General features: G+C 72.8%; 12 protein-coding genes and 1 riboswitch. Of the genes, 5 read left to right on the forward strand and 7 right to left on the reverse strand.

Annotated features, from left to right (window positions below):
- Nucleotides 1-114 precede the first annotated feature (114 nt).
- Nucleotides 115-396 carry an HPr family phosphocarrier protein gene (locus J8403_RS12855; protein ID WP_020867963.1) on the forward strand — a complete coding sequence of 94 codons (282 nt, stop codon included), beginning with the start codon at nucleotides 115-117 and terminating at the stop codon, nucleotides 394-396.
- A gap of 195 nt (nucleotides 397-591) precedes the next feature.
- Here the strand turns inward: J8403_RS12855 and J8403_RS12860 are convergent, their stop codons facing one another.
- The 4 genes from J8403_RS12860 to J8403_RS12875 all read right to left on the reverse strand — a co-directional run bounded on the left by J8403_RS12860 (nucleotide 592) and on the right by J8403_RS12875 (nucleotide 5,634).
- Nucleotides 592-1,359, reverse strand: coding sequence for a GntR family transcriptional regulator (locus J8403_RS12860; protein WP_246585824.1), 768 nt, complete (start codon nucleotides 1,357-1,359; stop codon nucleotides 592-594).
- A 224-nt stretch (nucleotides 1,360-1,583) separates the two neighbouring features.
- On the reverse strand, nucleotides 1,584-2,378 hold the full coding sequence (locus tag J8403_RS12865; protein ID WP_211123321.1) for a M23 family metallopeptidase: 795 nt from the start codon (nucleotides 2,376-2,378) through the stop codon (nucleotides 1,584-1,586).
- A gap of 14 nt (nucleotides 2,379-2,392) precedes the next feature.
- A riboswitch (cyclic di-AMP (ydaO/yuaA leader) is annotated at nucleotides 2,393-2,556 on the reverse strand.
- Between the two features lie 313 nt (nucleotides 2,557-2,869).
- Nucleotides 2,870-4,252: a M16 family metallopeptidase gene (locus J8403_RS12870; RefSeq protein ID WP_211128220.1), complete on the reverse strand. Its 1,383-nt coding sequence runs from the start codon at nucleotides 4,250-4,252 to the stop codon at nucleotides 2,870-2,872.
- A gap of 20 nt (nucleotides 4,253-4,272) precedes the next feature.
- Nucleotides 4,273-5,634 carry a M16 family metallopeptidase gene (locus J8403_RS12875; RefSeq protein ID WP_211123322.1) on the reverse strand — a complete coding sequence of 454 codons (1,362 nt, stop codon included), beginning with the start codon at nucleotides 5,632-5,634 and terminating at the stop codon, nucleotides 4,273-4,275.
- 313 nt (nucleotides 5,635-5,947) lie between these two features.
- Here J8403_RS12875 and J8403_RS12880 point away from each other — a divergent pair, with 313 nt between their 5' ends.
- Nucleotides 5,948-8,401, forward strand: coding sequence for a DNA gyrase/topoisomerase IV subunit A (locus J8403_RS12880; protein ID WP_211123323.1), 2,454 nt, complete (start codon nucleotides 5,948-5,950; stop codon nucleotides 8,399-8,401).
- 376 nt (nucleotides 8,402-8,777) lie between these two features.
- On the opposite strand, the gene J8403_RS12885 is transcribed toward J8403_RS12880, so the two are convergent.
- Complete coding sequence (locus J8403_RS12885) at nucleotides 8,778-9,101, reverse strand: tetratricopeptide repeat protein (RefSeq protein WP_246585825.1); 324 nt, start codon at nucleotides 9,099-9,101, stop codon at nucleotides 8,778-8,780.
- Between the two features lie 293 nt (nucleotides 9,102-9,394).
- Here J8403_RS12885 and J8403_RS12890 point away from each other — a divergent pair, with 293 nt between their 5' ends.
- The 3 genes from J8403_RS12890 to J8403_RS12900 all read left to right on the forward strand — a co-directional run bounded on the left by J8403_RS12890 (nucleotide 9,395) and on the right by J8403_RS12900 (nucleotide 12,922).
- Nucleotides 9,395-10,369 (forward strand): ferredoxin family protein, encoded by a 975-nt coding sequence (locus tag J8403_RS12890; protein ID WP_211123325.1) that lies wholly within the window; start codon nucleotides 9,395-9,397, stop codon nucleotides 10,367-10,369.
- 184 nt (nucleotides 10,370-10,553) lie between these two features.
- Nucleotides 10,554-12,224, forward strand: a complete 1,671-nt coding sequence (locus J8403_RS12895) for an ATP-binding protein (RefSeq protein WP_211123326.1) — start codon at nucleotides 10,554-10,556, stop codon at nucleotides 12,222-12,224.
- Nucleotides 12,221-12,922: a response regulator gene (locus J8403_RS12900; RefSeq protein WP_211123327.1), complete on the forward strand. Its 702-nt coding sequence runs from the start codon at nucleotides 12,221-12,223 to the stop codon at nucleotides 12,920-12,922. Before J8403_RS12895 ends, J8403_RS12900 begins: the two co-directional genes overlap by 4 nt.
- A gap of 36 nt (nucleotides 12,923-12,958) precedes the next feature.
- Here J8403_RS12900 and J8403_RS12905 read toward each other — a convergent pair whose 3' ends face one another.
- On the reverse strand, nucleotides 12,959-14,566 hold the full coding sequence (locus J8403_RS12905) for a solute symporter family protein (RefSeq protein ID WP_211123328.1): 1,608 nt from the start codon (nucleotides 14,564-14,566) through the stop codon (nucleotides 12,959-12,961).
- A complete protein-coding gene (locus tag J8403_RS12910; RefSeq protein ID WP_211128221.1) occupies nucleotides 14,563-15,009 on the reverse strand; it encodes a DUF485 domain-containing protein in 447 nt (148 codons plus the stop codon). Before J8403_RS12910 ends, J8403_RS12905 begins: the two co-directional genes overlap by 4 nt.
- Nucleotides 15,010-15,098: the final 89 nt, after the last annotated feature.

The raw sequence follows: 15,098 nt of genomic DNA on the forward strand, positions 1-15,098 counted from the left end.
GTATCGGGCCAGTCCGGGCATGCCCGGGCTCACTCGGACATCGACCGGGTGAATCCGGACACCGTATGATTTTGGTCTAGACAACAGCACCCGTCACACCTGAAGGGCAACACCATGGCTGAGCGCCGCGTCACCATCGGCTGGGCCGAGGGCCTGCACGCCCGCCCTGCGTCGATCTTCGTCCGGGCGGCCACCGCCGCCGGCGTCCCCATCACGATCGCCAAGGGCGACGGCACCCCGGTCAACGCCGCCTCCATGCTGGCCGTGCTGGGCCTGGGCGCCCAGGGCGGCGAGGAGGTCGTCCTCGCCTCCGACGCGGACGATGCCGAGGTCGCGCTCGACCGGCTGGCGAAGCTGGTGGCGGAGGGCCTCGAGGAGCTTCCCGAGACCGTCTGATCCACCGCCCGATTCACCGGTGATTCCTGAGTGATTCCCGTGTGATTCAAGGGTTCGGCACGGCGGGGCCGCGGTGACCATTACGGCCACCGCGGCCCCGCTGTTTTTCCGTTTCCATCCGGACTCGGCGGACCGGGAACCGGGCGCCGCGAAACAAACGCGGAGAATTCCCGAGCCTTGTCTACGGGATCGCTGTTAATTCCGGCCGCTCGCCGTGTTTACGGAATGTTTCGAAGCCCTCACCGGGATGGGGCGGCGCGACCGGTATTCCGCCAGCGCGCGCTCGGTGTGCGCGGCGGCGAGCGCCCGCGCCCGGTCGGCGTCGCCGCGCGCCACCGCGTCCACCAGCGCACCGTGCTCCGCCCAGGTCTCCACGGCCCGCGCGGCCGGGTCGGGGGCCGGGTCGGGGCGCCGGACGCCCCCGGGCGGTGCGGGCTGCGGCGCGGGGGCGGCCGCGTACACCCACGCGGTCTTGCGGCGGAGCTGGACGAGCATCGCGGCCAGGCTCGGGCTGCCGGACGCCTGGGCGAGCGTCTCGTGGAACCAGTCACCCAGCGGCCGCAGCTCGCCGAGACGGCCGTGCCCGGCCCGCTCCCGGCCGAGCCGGACCAGCCCGCGCAGTACCTTCAGATGGGCCTCGGTGCGGCGCTGTGCGGCCCGCGCGGCGCCCAGCGGCTCCAGCAGCGCCCGGATGTCCAGCAGATCGGCCGCCTCGCGCTCGGAGGGCTGGGCGACGCAGGCCCCCGCGTGCCGCCGGGTCGTCACGAAGCCCTCGGACTCCAGGGTGCGCAGGGCCTCGCGGACCGGCACCCGCGAGACGCCGTAACGCCGGGCGAGAAGTTCCTCGGTGAGCCGGCTGCCGGGCCGATAGGTGCCGGAGACGATGTCGTCGCGAATCGCCGTGCACACCGCATGCGCCGAAATCCGGCGACCGCCCTGGACCGCGGTCGTATCCCCGCTCACTTCCGGTCCCACATTGTCGAACCTCCGCCTTAATGCCCGCGAAACGCATCCATGGAACGCGCGTTGAACGACTCTATTCCCATCGGACGTCTTTTCCGATGGCGGAGTGCATTTCATGGATATTTTTTGGCCGGCGGGCGGCGGCACGCCGAAGGCCCCGTCCGGTGGACGGGGCCTTCTCGGAAGTCTCGCGGGACCGCGGGTGTGCGCCCAGCCTCGCGGGGTCAGACGTTGACGCCGTGCGAGCGCAGATACGCCAGGGGGTCGATGTCCGAGCCGTAGTCCGGGCTGGTGCGGGCCTCGAAGTGCAGATGCGGCCCGGTGACGTTGCCGGTGGCGCCCGACAGGCCGATCTGCTGGCCGGGGGTGACCTTCTGACCGACCGAGACGCTGATCGACGACAGGTGGCCGTACTGGGTGTAGGTGCCGTCGTTCATCTTGATGACGACGTTGTTGCCGTAGGAGCCGCCCCAGCCCGCCTCGACGATCTCGCCCATGCCCACGGAGTGCACCGAGGTGCCGGAGGAGGCGTGGAAGTCGATGCCGGTGTGGCTGCCGGAGGACCACAGTCCGCTGGCTGCGTGGTAGCCGGTGGAGACGTAGGAGCCGCTGATCGGCGTCTCGAAGGTGTTGAGCCGCTTGCGCTCGGCCTCGCGCGCCGCGCGCTCCTTGGCCTCGCGCTCGGCCTTGGCCTTCTTCGCCGCGGCCTCCGCCTTTCTGGCGGCCTCCTGGCGGGCGATCGCCTCCGCCTTGGCCTTGGCGGCGGCCTGCTCGGCGGCGGTCTCCTGGGCCTGCGCCTGGTCCTCGATGTGGTCCGCGATCCCGTCGCCGATCACGATCGCCTGGGTCAGACCGGTCTGCCGGGGACTGGGGGCCGTGTCGGCCGCGAACGCCTGTCCGGTGAGCCCGGCGACCACACCCGAGGCGACGGTGGTGATGCCCACGACGTTCGCGCCGGTGCGGACGTTGACCTTGGTGGTGCGGCGGTGTTTCCCGGTGGCAGTGCGGGTGGACGCCATGCTGAGGCGCACTCCTTTCCTTCCTTCTCGCCTACCGGGTTAGCTGACGGGTTCGGAGCAGGAAGGTCTCCTACGGACTCCTCCCCCGGCCGGGGAAGGGGCCCGATTCACCCCTGGGGACGTGTGGGTCCCCGGCTCCCCTGGCTCGCGCCGTACGGGGACTCGGCGATGACTGTCCGTGCCGCGGGTGCGGCGGGTTGCTGGCGAACAGCCGGACTGACGCTAAACGGGCCCGCTTTCGATCACCAAACGGTTCCGGTTTTTTGTTGCTCTCCCCACAAACCAAACAAGCTGTCACTCCCGCAAATCGGGCATGAAGGAAGGACCCCGACACCCTTACGGGGCCAGGGTCCTTCCGTTGTGAGCCCGTTGACCGGACCGCCTGCCGGATCGTCAGCGGACCCGGATCGTCAGCGGACCGGATCGTCAGTGAGCCCGCCTGGTCGTCGGCTCCTCGGCCGGATCCGGCCAATCGGCCAACTCCGGGCGGTTCAGCCGGAGATGACGCGCACCTCGCCGATGCCCAGCGCCCGGACCGGCTCCTCGATCGCCGAGGCGTCCCCGACCAGCACCGTGACCAGCCGGTCCGCCGGGAAGGCGCTCACCACCGCGGCGGTCGCCTCCACCGTGCCGGTCTCCGCGAGGCGGGCGTACAACTGCGCCTGGAAATCGTCCGGAAGATGCTGCTCGACCTGGTCGGCGAGAGTGCCCGCGACGGCCGCCGCCGTCTCGTACTTCAGCGGGGCGACGCCCACCAGGTTCTGCACCGCGACATCGCGCTCCTCGTCGGTGAGCCCCTCCTCCTTCAGCGTGCGCAGCACCTTCCAGAGGTCCTCCAGCGCGGGCCCGGTGACTTCGGTGGCCACCGAGCCGCTGATCGCCAGCATGGCGGCGCCCGCGGAGCCGCCCGAGGGCGCAGGGGGCGCGGAGCGCAGCACCTGGCCGAAGGCGCGCACCCCGTAGGTGTAGCCCTTCTCCTCGCGCAGCACACGGTCGAGGCGGGAGGTGAGGGTGCCACCGAGGCAGTACGTGCCGAGCACCTGCGCGGGCCAGATCCGGTCATGGCGGTCGGCGCCGACGCGCCCGATGAGCAGCTGGGTCTGCACCGCGCCCGGCCGGTCGACGATCACCACACGGCCGAGGTCGTCCGCGACGATCGGGGGAACCGCGCGCGGCGCGCCCGCCCCGCCCGTCCAGGCGCCCAGGGTGTCGGCGAGCGCCCCGTCGAGGTCGACCCCGGTGAGGTCGCCCACGATCACGGCGGTGGCCGTGGAGGGGCGGACATGCGCCTCGTAGAAGGCCCGCACGGCCGCGGCGTCGATGCCCTCGATGGTCTCCTGGGTGCCCTGGCGCGGCCGGGACATCCGCGACTCGGCCGGGAAGAGGGCCGCGGAGAGGGCCATCGAGGCGCGGCGGGCCGGATTGGCCAGCTCGTGGGGGATCTCGTCCAGCCGGTTGCGCACCAGCCGCTCGACCTCGCCGTCCGGGAAGGCGGGGGCGCGCAGGGCGTCGGCCAGCAGACCGAGCGCCTTGGGCAGCCGGGAGACCGGGACCTCCAGGGAGACGCGGACGCCGGGGTGGTCGGCATGCGCGTCCAGCGTGGCGCCGCAGCGCTCGAGCTCGGCGGCGAACTCCTCGGCGTCGTGCTTGTCGGTGCCCTCCGACAGGGCGCGCGCCATGATCGTGGCGACGCCTTCGAGCCCGGCCGGCTCGGCGTCCAGCGGCGCCTCCAGATTGATCTCGACGGCGACGACCTGCTGGCCGGGGCGGTGGCAGCGCAGCACGGTCAGGCCGTTGGCCAGCTCACCGCGCTCGGGGGCCGGGAACGCCCACGGCTTGGGCGCGCCGCCCTTGGGCTGCGGGTGGAAGGTCATGGTCGCGGTGACGGCGTCGCTCACTGGGCCGCCTCCCCTTCTGCGTCGGTCTCGGCGGTGTCGGCTGCGTCCTCGTCGCCCTGGACGGGCTCGTAGACCAGCACGGCGCGGTTGTCGGGGCGCAGCCGCGCCGCGGCCACGGCCCGCACCTCCTCGGCGGTGATGTCGAGCACCCGCTCCACGGCGGTCAGCGCCAGCTGCGGGTCGCCGAAGAGCACGGCGTACCGGCAGAGCTCGTCGGCCCGGCCGCCGACCGTGGCCAGCCGGTCCAGCCACTCGCGCTCGATCTGGGCCTGCGCCCGCTCCATCTCCTGCGGGGTCGGCCCCTCCTCGGCGAAGCGGGCCAGCTCCTCGTCGACGGCGGTCTCGATGGCCGGCACCTCGACACCGCCGGAGGTCTTCACGTCCAGCCAGCCCAGCGAGGGGGCGCCGGACAGCCGCAGCAGGCCGAATCCGGCGGCCACGGCGGTGCGGTCGCGGCGCACCAGGCGGTTGTGGAGCCGGGAGGACTCCCCGCCGCCGAGGACGGTCAGCGCCAGATCGGCGGCGTCGGCCTCCCGGGTGCCGTCGTGCGGCAGCCGGTAGGCGGCCATCAGGGCGCGGGCCGGGACCTCCTCCTCCACGACCTCGCGCAGCTGGCCGCCGATCACCTCCGGGAGCGTGCCGTCGCGGGGCGGCCGCTTGCCGTCGTGGGAGGGGATGGAGCCGAAGTACTTCTCGACCCAGGCGAGCGTCTGCTCGGGGTCGATGTCGCCGACGATCGACAGCACGGCGTTGTTCGGCGCGTAGTAGGTGCGGAAGAACTCCCGCGCGTCCTCCAGGGAGGCCGCGTCCAGGTCGGCCATGGAGCCGATCGGGGTGTGGTGGTACGGGTGGCCCTCGGGGTACGCCATGGAGACGAGCTTCTCGAAGGCGGTGCCGTACGGGACGTTGTCGTACCGCTGGCGGCGCTCGTTCTTGACGACGTCGCGCTGGTTCTCCAGGCTCTCCTCGTCCAGCGCGGTCAGGAGGGACCCCATCCGGTCGGCCTCCAGCCACAGGGCGAGCTCGACCTGGTGGGCGGGCATGGTCTCGAAGTAATTGGTGCGCTCGAAGCTGGTCGTGCCGTTGAGCGAGCCGCCGGCCCCCTGCACCAGCTCGAAGTGGCCGTTGCCGGTCACCTGCGCGGAGCCCTGGAACATCAGGTGCTCGAAGAGGTGAGCCAGGCCGGTGCGCCCCTTGACCTCATGGCGCGATCCGACGTCGTACCACAGACAGACCGCGGCGACCGGGGTCAGATGGTCCTCGGAGAGCACCACGCGCAGGCCATTGGCCAGGCGGTGCTCGGTCGCTTTCAGGCCGCCGGAGCCGGCCTGCTGCGTGGCCGTGTGACCCATGGGCATGTACGTCCCTTCGATCGCGTGATGGAGCGCGTGCCAGCCGCATGCGCAGCGCTTCTGTCACTGTATGCAAGGGGACGGACATCTGGCGAAGTTCCGGTCCGTTCCCGTCCGCCCGAGCTGCCCCGAACCGTTTCGGCGGCCTCTCGGGCGCCGGACCTCGCCCTTCGAGAGGCCGTCACACGGGGCCGCCGCACCCGGTTTCGGGGCCCGCTCCGGCCCTCGTCGCCCCGGCCCGTTCCACACTTGTCGGCGGCCCGGGCCACAATGGTCCGCGTCAGATCCCGTATCGGCAGTTGAAGGAGCCGCAAGCGCGATGGTCCGCCGCCGCACGAAGACCCCGCCGCCGGACGACTTCGAGGAGCGCATCCTCGACATCGACGTCGTCGACGAGATGCAGGGCTCCTACCTCGAGTACGCCTACTCGGTCATCTACTCGCGCGCGCTGCCCGACGCCCGTGACGGGCTCAAGCCCGTGCACCGCCGCATCCTCTACCAGATGAACGAGATGGGGCTGCGCCCCGAGCGCGGCTTCGTCAAGTGCGCCCGCGTCGTCGGTGAGGTGATGGGAAAGCTCCATCCGCACGGCGACGCGTCGATCTACGACGCGCTGGTGCGCATGGCGCAGCCGTTCTCCATGCGCCTGCCGATGGTCGACGGCCACGGGAACTTCGGCTCGCTGGGCAACGACGACCCACCCGCCGCGATGCGGTACACCGAGTGCCGGATGGCGTCGGCGACGTCGCTGATGACGGAGTCGATCGACGAGGAAACGGTCGATTTCTCACCGAACTACGACGGCAGTGAGCAGGAGCCGGTCACCCTCCCCGCCGCCTATCCGAACCTGCTGGTCAACGGCACGTCCGGGATCGCGGTCGGCATGGCGACCAATATGCCGCCGCACAACCTGGGCGAGGTCATCGCCGCCGCCCGCCATCTGATCCGGCACCCGGGCGCGGACCTCGACACCCTGATGCGCCATGTGCCGGGCCCCGACCTGCCCACCGGCGGCCGGATCGTGGGCATGAGCGGCATCCGGGACGCGTACGAGACCGGGCGCGGCACCTTCAAGATCCGCGCCACGGTGGCCGTGGAGGACGTGACGGCCCGCCGTAAGGGCCTCGTCGTCACCGAGCTGCCCTTCGCCGTGGGGCCCGAGAAGGTCATCTCCAAGATCAAGGACCTGGTCGGCGCGAAGAAGCTGCAGGGCATCGCGGACGTCAAGGACCTCACCGACCGCGAGCACGGGCTGCGGCTGGTCATCGAGGTCAAGAACGGCTTCAACCCCGAGGCCGTGCTGGAGCAGCTCTACAAGCTCACGCCGATGGAGGAGTCCTTCGGCATCAACAACGTGGCGCTGGTGGACGGCCAGCCGCTCACGCTGGGGCTCAAGGAGCTGCTGGAGGTCTATCTCGACCACCGCTTCAACGTGGTCCGGCGGCGCAGCGAGTTCCGCCGCACCAAGCGGCGCAACCGGCTGCACCTGGTCGAGGGTCTGCTGGTGGCCCTCCTCGACATCGACGAGGTCATCCGCCTCATCCGGCAGAGCGACAACGCGGCCGAGGCCAAGCGGTCCCTCATCGAGCGCTTCGGCCTCTCCGAGGTCCAGACGCAGTACATCCTGGACACTCCGCTGCGCCGGCTGACCAAGTTCGACCGGCTGGAGCTGGAGTCGGAGCGCGACCGGCTCAACACCGAGATCGAGGAGCTGACCCGGATCCTCGACTCCGACGCGGAGCTGCGCAAGCTGGTCTCCGGCGAACTGGCCGCGGTGGCCAAGAAGTTCGGCACCCCGCGCCGCACGGTGCTGCTGGAGTCGTCGAACGCACCGGTGACCGCGGTGCCGCTCGAGGTCGCGGACGACCCCTGCCGGGTGCTGCTGTCCTCCACCGGGCTGCTGGCCCGTACCGCCGACGGCGAGCCGTTCCCGGTCGAGGGGAAGGCCAAGCGCGCCAAGCACGATGTGATCCTCTCGGCGGTCCCGGCGACGGCCCGGGGATCCGTGGGGGCGGTGACCTCGACCGGGCGGCTGCTGCGGCTCACGGTGATCGACCTCCCGATGCTCCCGGAGTCGGCCGGGCCGCCCAACCTGGCGGGTGGAGCGCCCATCGCCGAGTTCCTCTCCCTGGAGGAGGGCGAGGAACTGATCTGCCTCACCACCCTGGACGAGTCCTCACCGGGGCTCGCGATCGGCACGGAGCAGGGCGTTGTCAAGCGCGTGGTCCCCGACTACCCCGCCAACAAGGACGAGTTGGAAGTCATCGGCCTCAAGGAGGGCGACCGGATCGTGGGCGCGGTGGAGCTGCGCACCGGCGAGGAGGATCTGGTCTTCATCACCGACGACGCCCAGCTGCTGCGCTACGCGGCGAGCCAGGTGCGGCCACAGGGCCGCGCCGCGGGCGGTATGGCGGGCGTCAAGCTCGCCTCCGGCGCGAAGGTGATCTCGTTCACGGCCGTCGACCCGGCGAGCGACGCGGTGGTCTTCACGATCGCGGGCTCGAGCGGCACGCTCGATGACTCGGTGCAGCAGTCGGCCAAGCTCACCCCCTTCGACCAGTACCCGCGCAAGGGCCGGGCCACGGGCGGGGTGCGCTGCCAGCGGTTCCTGAAGGGCGAGGACATCCTGGTCCTGGCCTGGGCGGGCGCGACCCCGGCCCGCGCGGCGGGGGCGAACGGAACGCCGGCGGCACTGCCGGACATCGACCCGCGCCGGGACGGCTCGGGTGAGCCGCTCGCCAAGCCGGTGGCGGTGGTGGCCGGGCCGGTGTAGCCCGGCACGAGCAGGACGAGCACGCGGCAGGGGCGCGGCACCACGAGGGTGCCGCGCCCGTCGCCGTTCACGGGGGCCGGGGCGTTCAGGGCCCTCGTGGCGTTCACCAGCCCTGGTGGCGTTCATGGGCCCCGTGGCGTTCACGGGTGCCCGCGGTATTCACGGGCGCCCTCGCCGTTCACTCGCGCCCCGCGGCGTTCATGGGCTGCCGCGGCGTTCGCTCTCCTGGCTCCGGCGCCCCCGGGACGGCGGCGGCGGAAGGCCCGACCCTCGTGGACGGCGGAAGGCCCGACCCCCGTGGACGGCGGAAGGCCCGACCCTCGTGGACGGCGGAAGGCCCGGCCCCCGTGGACGGCGGAGGGCCACGCCACAGCTGTCAGTGGCCGCTGCCGTTGCGCCGGGCGCGCAGCTGCCGGAGGGCGAGGCGCGCACCGGCGTGGCCGCGGTCCGCCGCCCGCCGGAAGTGCCGCTCCGCCTCGCGCAGCTCACCGTGGTCCAGATGGACCGTGCCGAGCACCACCATGGCCGAGAGGTCACCCGTCGCGGCGGCCTTCCCCAGCCAGTGGACCGCTTCGGCGTACGCGCCCCGCTCGCCCAGCCCGATGCCGTAGACGGTCATTCCCCGCGGATCACCGGCCTCGGCCGCCTTACGGGCGAGCGATTCGGGGATCGGCCGCCCCTCGTCGTAGGCCGCCCGCACCCTCGCCCTCAGCCCGGGGTCCAGCGCGCGTGCCCCGCGTCTCCCCCGGCGCCTGCGCCACCGCGCCCATAAACCACCCATATCCGCCCCCTCCACCCCCGGAGCGCCATTGTCGCGCCTGGTTCCCACCCCATGGAACGGCAGGCACGCGACGGGATGCGGACTGCCGTCCTCCGCCGCATGCGGGCCGTAAGGCGCCCATACGGCTCCCACCGCGCGTTCCATCAGGGCTCCGGCGGCGCACGCACGGCTCCGGCGCGCACTATCGATCAAGAGAGGTTAGGCTTACCTTCGTGAGCACGTGCGCGACCGCTTCCCGCGACCTGTCCGAGCCGCTCGCCGGGACGGCGGCCACCGCCTCCACCTGGCTGTTGGTGGAACAGCCCGGGCCCTGGGGCACCGAGGCCCTTACCGCCAGCCGCCTCGACAGGGCCGTCGGACGCGCGCTGGAGCACGCCGCCGAGGGCACCGGCGTACGGGTCGCGCTGATCCGCCGCCCCGGCCGTCACGCCGATCTGCACACCGGCGCCCGGCACCGGGTCTTCGTGGCCCACACCCGGCCCGGCCGCTCCTGGATCCGCACCACCGCCCTGGACGATCCCGCACGGCTGCTCGGGCTGGACTTCGCCGCGCTGGGCGCGGGCGACCCCGGTGGGCTCACCCTGCGCCCCCACGACCCCGCCGCCTGGGAGGAGTACACCGGCGATCCGCTGGTGCTGGTGTGCACCAACGGCAAGCGCGACCGCTGCTGCGCCCTCCTCGGCCGCCCGCTCGCCGGTGAGCTGGCCGCCTCCGGTGTCCACGGCACCTGGGAGATCACCCATATCGGCGGCCACCGCTTCTCCCCCACCCTTGTCGTGCTGCCGCACGGCTACACCTACGGCCGTGCCACCGCGCAAGGCGTCAAGGATGTCATCGAAGCACTGCGGCAGGGCCGGGTCGTCACCGAGGGCTGCCGCGGCCGCTCCGCCTGGGGACGCCCCGCCCAGGCGGCGGAGCTGGCCGTCCGCGAGCTGACCGGCGAGGACGGGGTCGAGGCGCTGACCGTCGCGGGGACCGAGGGCGAGGCGCCGGTCTGGTCGGTGACCGTCGCGCACCGCGACGGCCGGGCCTGGCGGGTGAGCGTCGCGCAGGTGGCCGCGGCGCCGCCGCGGCCCGAGAGCTGCGGTTCGCCCCTGGGCTCCCCGGCCCGCATGAAGGTCGTCGGGATCCGGGCCGCCCAGCGGCCCGCACCCGGCGTACGCGCGATGGCCGCCGGGCGCCTCTGAGCGCAGGCCCCGCGGCCGCGCGGCACGCCGGGATCGCCGCTCCCGGGCCCCTCTCCGAGCCCGCGCCCCGCCCCGTGGCCCCCGACCACGCCCCGCCCCGTCGCCCCGGGATCGCCGCTCCCGGCCCCCTCCCCCGGGTCCTGACGCGGTCCCTCCGGCCCGCCCTTGGTTACCCTTCGTTGCCATGAGCGCCGCGATACCGCCGGGGCAGGCAGCCACGGCCACAAGGTGGCGCATCGGCTGGCCCCGACGCGTCTTCTCCCAGGTCCTGCTGATGCAGCTGGCCATCGCCACGGGTATCACCGTGCTCGCGACCGGCCTCTTCCTCGCGCCGCTCAGCGACCACCTCGACGACCAGGCCATGCGCCGCGCCCTCGCCATCGCCCAGACCACGGCCGCCGAGCCCCGGCTGGCCGAGGCGCTCCAGCACACCCGGCCCACCGCCGACGGTCCCGTGCAGACCGAAGCGGAGCGCATCCGCCGGGCGACCGGCGCCGAGTATGTCGTGATCATGGATCGGCGGGGAGTGCGCTGGTCGCACACCTCACCGGACGAGATCGGCAAGCATGTCTCCACCGACCCCACCGACGCCATCGAGGGCCGGGAGATCATGGAGATCGACGAGGGCACCCTCGGCCGCTCGGCCCGCGGCAAGGTGCCGCTGCGCGCCGAGAGCGGCCGTATCGTGGGCGCCGTCTCGGTGGGCATCTCCTACGAGAGCGTGCGCGCCCGGCTCGTCGCCTCGGTCCCGGAGATGCTCGCCTACGCGGGCGGCGCGCTCGCCGTCGGCGCCCTGGCGGCGTATGTGGTCGCCCGCCGGCTCCAGCGACGCACCCATGACCTGGCCTTCTCCGATATCTCCGCGCTGCTCGCGGAGCGCGAGGCGATGCTGCACGGCATCCGGGAAGGGGTCGTCGCCCTCGATGCCCACGGCCGCATCCGGCTGATCAACGACGAGGCGCAGCGGCTGCTGGATCTGAGCCCCGAGGACACCGGCCGCCCCCTGGAGGCGGTGCTCGCCCCGGGCCGTACGACCGATGTGCTGTCCGGCCGGGTCACCGGCGCCGATCTGCTGACCGTCAGCGGCGGCCGGGTGCTGGTCGCCAACCGGATGCCGACGGACGACGGCGGTGCGGTGGTCACGCTCCGCGACCGCACCGAACTGGAGCGGCTGGGCCGCGAGCTGGACGGCACCCGGGGGCTGATCGACGCCCTGCGGGCACAGGACCATGAGCACGCCAACCGGATGCACACCCTCCTGGGGCTGCTCGAACTCGAACTGCACGACGAGGCCATGGAGTTCATCACCGAGGCGATCGGGGTGCACCGGGCCACCGCCGAGCAGGTCACCGAGCGGGTGCACGATCCGCTGCTGGCCTCCCTGCTGGTCGGCAAGGCCGCGGTGGCCACCGAGCGCGGCGTCTCGCTGTCCGTCGCCGAGGACAGCCTGCTGCCCAACCGGCTGGTGGACCCGCCGGGGCTGGTGACGATCGTCGGCAATCTCATCGACAACGCCCTGGACGCGGCGGTCGGTTCGCGGGAGCCGCACGTCGAGGTGGAGCTGTGCGCGGACGACCGTACGGTGCTGCTGCGGGTCTCCGACACCGGCCCCGGGATCCCCGCCGACCGGCGCGATGTGGTCTTCACCGAGGGCTGGTCGACCAAGGAGCCGCCCGCGCACGGCAAGCGCGGCATAGGGCTCGCGCTGGTCCGCCGCCTCGCCGAACGCCAGGGTGGCAGCGTACGGGTGTCCGACCGCGAGGGCGGGGGCGCGGAGTTCACCGTCGTCCTCCCCGAGGCACTGGCCGAACAGCCCGCCGGGGCGCCGCTGACCGCGACAGGAGAGCCACGATGACCCTTGGATCCGGACCGGGCGGGCTCCTGGAGGTGCTGGTCGTGGACGACGACGTCCGGGTGGCCCGGGTGAATGCCGCATACGTCGGGAAGGTGGCCGGTTTCCGCATTGCGGGGCAGGCGCACTCCGCCGCCGAGGCGCTGGCCGTCCTGGAGACCACCCCCGTCGACCTGGTACTGCTCGACCACTATCTGCCGGATGAGACGGGGCTGTCCCTGGTGCGGCGGCTGCGGCAGCTCGGCCACCACACCGACATCATCATGGTGACCGCGGCCCGCGATATCGCGACCGTCCAGGCGGCGATGCGCCATGGCGCGCTGCAGTACCTGGTCAAGCCCTTCACCTTCGCGGGGCTGCGCGCCAAGTTGGAGGGGTACGCGGCGCTGCGCCGTGCGCTGGAGGGCGACGGCGAGGCCGGACAGGACCAGGTGGACCGGATCTTCGGCGCCCTGGGAGGCGCATCGGCCGGCCCCGCGGAGCTGCCCAAGGGCCACTCGGCGCTCACCGCCGATCTCGTACGGGAGGTGCTGCGGGGCGCCGAGGGCCCGCTGTCGGCACAGGAGGTGGCCGAGCGCTCCTCGCTGAGCCGCCAGACCGCACAGCGCTATCTGAAGCTGCTGGAGCGCACGGGTCGGGTGCGGCTCAGTCTGAAATACGGCGAGACCGGCCGCCCCGAGCATCGGTATGTGTGGGTCTGAACCCCGCCCTTGAAACCCACCCTCGAGCCCTGCCCGTCAGGCCGCGCCCGCCCCCGTGAGGGCCCGCACCTCCGTTTCGGCGTGCTGGGCGGCATGGCCGGGGACGTCGGCGGGCGCGGATGAGGTGACCGTCCCGAGCCAGCCCGCGAGGAACCCGAGGGGCACCGAGACCAGGCCCGGGTTCTGCAGCGGGAAGAGGTGGAAGTCCACCCCCGAGAAGATCGCGTCCGGGTCACCGGAGACCACCGGGGAGAGCACCACCAGCACCACCGCCGGCAGCAGCCCCCCGTAGACCGACCACACCGCGCCGCGGGCGGTGAACCGCCGCCAGAACAGCGAGTACAGCAGCACCGGGAGGTTCGCCGACGCGGCGGCGGCGAACGCGAGCCCCACCAGGAACGCCACATTGAGGTCGTCGGCGAGCAGCCCGAGCCCGATCGCGGCCGCCCCGATCCCCACCGCGGCGATCCGCGCGACCACCACCTCGCCGCGCGGGGTGCGGCCCGCCCGCCGGCTCAGCGAGCCATACAGGTCATGGGCGACGGAGGCCGAGGAGGCGAGGGTGATCCCGGCGACGACGGCGAGGATGGTGGCGAAGGCGATGGCCGCGACGACCGCGAACAGCACCGTGCCCCCGGTCGATCCGGCGCCGCCGCCGAGGTCGAGTGCCAGCAGCGGAACGGCCGTGTTCCCGGCCGCGTTGGAGGCCCGTACGGCATCGGTGCCCAGCACGGCCGCGGCGCCGAAACCGAGCACGATCGTCATCAGGTAGAAGCCGCCGACCAGCCCGATCGCCCAGATCACCGAGCGGCGGGCGGCGCGGGCGGTGGGCACGGTGTAGAAGCGCGAGAGGATGTGCGGCAGTCCGGCGGTGCCCAGCACCAGGGCCAGGCCGAGGCTCACGAAGTCCAGCCGGGCGGTCCAGCCTCCGCCGTAGCTGAGGCCGGGGGCGAGGAAGTCCACGCCATGCCCGCTGTTGTGCGCCGCGGTGCTGAGCAGGGCGTCGAGATCGCCGCGGAAGCGGACGAGGACCAGGGTGGTCAGCGCGATCGCCCCGCCCATCAGCAGCACGGCCTTCACGATCTGGATCCAGGTCGTGGCCCGCATCCCGCCCAGCGCCACGAAGACCACCATCAGGGTGCCTACGCCGATCACCGTCCAGGCGCGGGCGCGGCCGCCCGTCTCCCCGATCAGCAGGGCGACCAGACTGCCGGCGCCGACCATCTGGGCCACGAGATAGAGCACACAGACCGTGACCGAGGAGATGCCCGCGGCGATCCGCACCGGGCGCTCCCGCATCCGGGCGGCCAGCACATCGGCCAGGGTGAACCGGCCGCAGTTGCGGACGAGTTCGGCCACCAGCAGCAGGACCACCAGCCAGGCCACGAAGAAGCCCACGCAGTAGAGCACCCCGTCGTAGCCGAAGAGCGCGATGAGTCCGGAGATGCCGAGGAAGGACGCGGCGGACAGGTAGTCACCCGCGATGGCGAACCCGTTCTCCATCGGGGAGAACAGCCGACCGCCCGCGTAGAACTCCTCCGGCGAGCCGTGCCGTCGGCGCCCCGCCCAGGTGGTGATCCCCAGGGTGGCCGCCACGAAGACGCCGAAGAGCAGCAGCGCCAGGCTCCGCTGATCACCCGTCACCGGCCGCGCCCCCGCATCATCTCCTGCGTCACCCAGCGCAGTTCGAGCGCGACCCGGTCCCGGCGCAGCCGTGCGTGCCGGGCGTACGCCCACGTCAGCAGGAAGGTGGTGGCGAACTGCCCGAGCCCCGCGACCATCGCCACATTCAGGGTGCCCACGACCGGGCGGGCCATCAGACCGGGGGCGGCGGTCGCCGCGACGACATAGGCGAGGTACCAGAGGAGGAACGCGGCGGCCGCCGGGAAGACGAACCGGCGGTAGCGCCGGCGCACCTCCTGAAACGCGGCGCTGCCGTGCACCTCCGTGTAGACCTCCCGGGCGGCGGGCGGACGCGCGGGCCGAGCCGCGCTGTCCGTGTCGTCCGGCTCGCCCCGGCCGGACGCGAGCGCGTCGTACCACGGATCTTCCACCCGCGCCGCTCCCGTATCGCGAGCGTTGTGCATGTCCACCCCGAACACTCCTCGTTCACTGCCGCATTCGCCGCGTGACCAAGGATGGGCAGATCAGAAAGATCCGGGGCCCTTCAATACCG

The organism is Streptomyces yatensis (genome assembly GCF_018069625.1).
Classification (GTDB): Bacteria; Actinomycetota; Actinomycetes; order Streptomycetales; family Streptomycetaceae; genus Streptomyces; species Streptomyces yatensis.

What these genes read in the sequence shown, in the direction of transcription:
- J8403_RS12855 (WP_020867963.1), top strand. Translation starts at nt 115, where the DNA reads ATGGCTGAGCGCCGCGTCACCATCGGCTGGGCCGAGGGCCTGCACGCC.
- J8403_RS12865 (WP_211123321.1), bottom strand. Translation starts at nt 2,378, where the DNA reads ATGGCGTCCACCCGCACTGCCACCGGGAAACACCGCCGCACCACCAAG.
- J8403_RS12870 (WP_211128220.1), bottom strand. Translation starts at nt 4,252, where the DNA reads ATGACCTTCCACCCGCAGCCCAAGGGCGGCGCGCCCAAGCCGTGGGCG.
- J8403_RS12875 (WP_211123322.1), bottom strand. Translation starts at nt 5,634, where the DNA reads ATGCCCATGGGTCACACGGCCACGCAGCAGGCCGGCTCCGGCGGCCTG.
- J8403_RS12880 (WP_211123323.1), top strand. Translation starts at nt 5,948, where the DNA reads ATGGTCCGCCGCCGCACGAAGACCCCGCCGCCGGACGACTTCGAGGAG.
- J8403_RS12895 (WP_211123326.1), top strand. Translation starts at nt 10,554, where the DNA reads ATGAGCGCCGCGATACCGCCGGGGCAGGCAGCCACGGCCACAAGGTGG.
- J8403_RS12900 (WP_211123327.1), top strand. Translation starts at nt 12,221, where the DNA reads ATGACCCTTGGATCCGGACCGGGCGGGCTCCTGGAGGTGCTGGTCGTG.
- J8403_RS12910 (WP_211128221.1), bottom strand. Translation starts at nt 15,009, where the DNA reads ATGCACAACGCTCGCGATACGGGAGCGGCGCGGGTGGAAGATCCGTGG.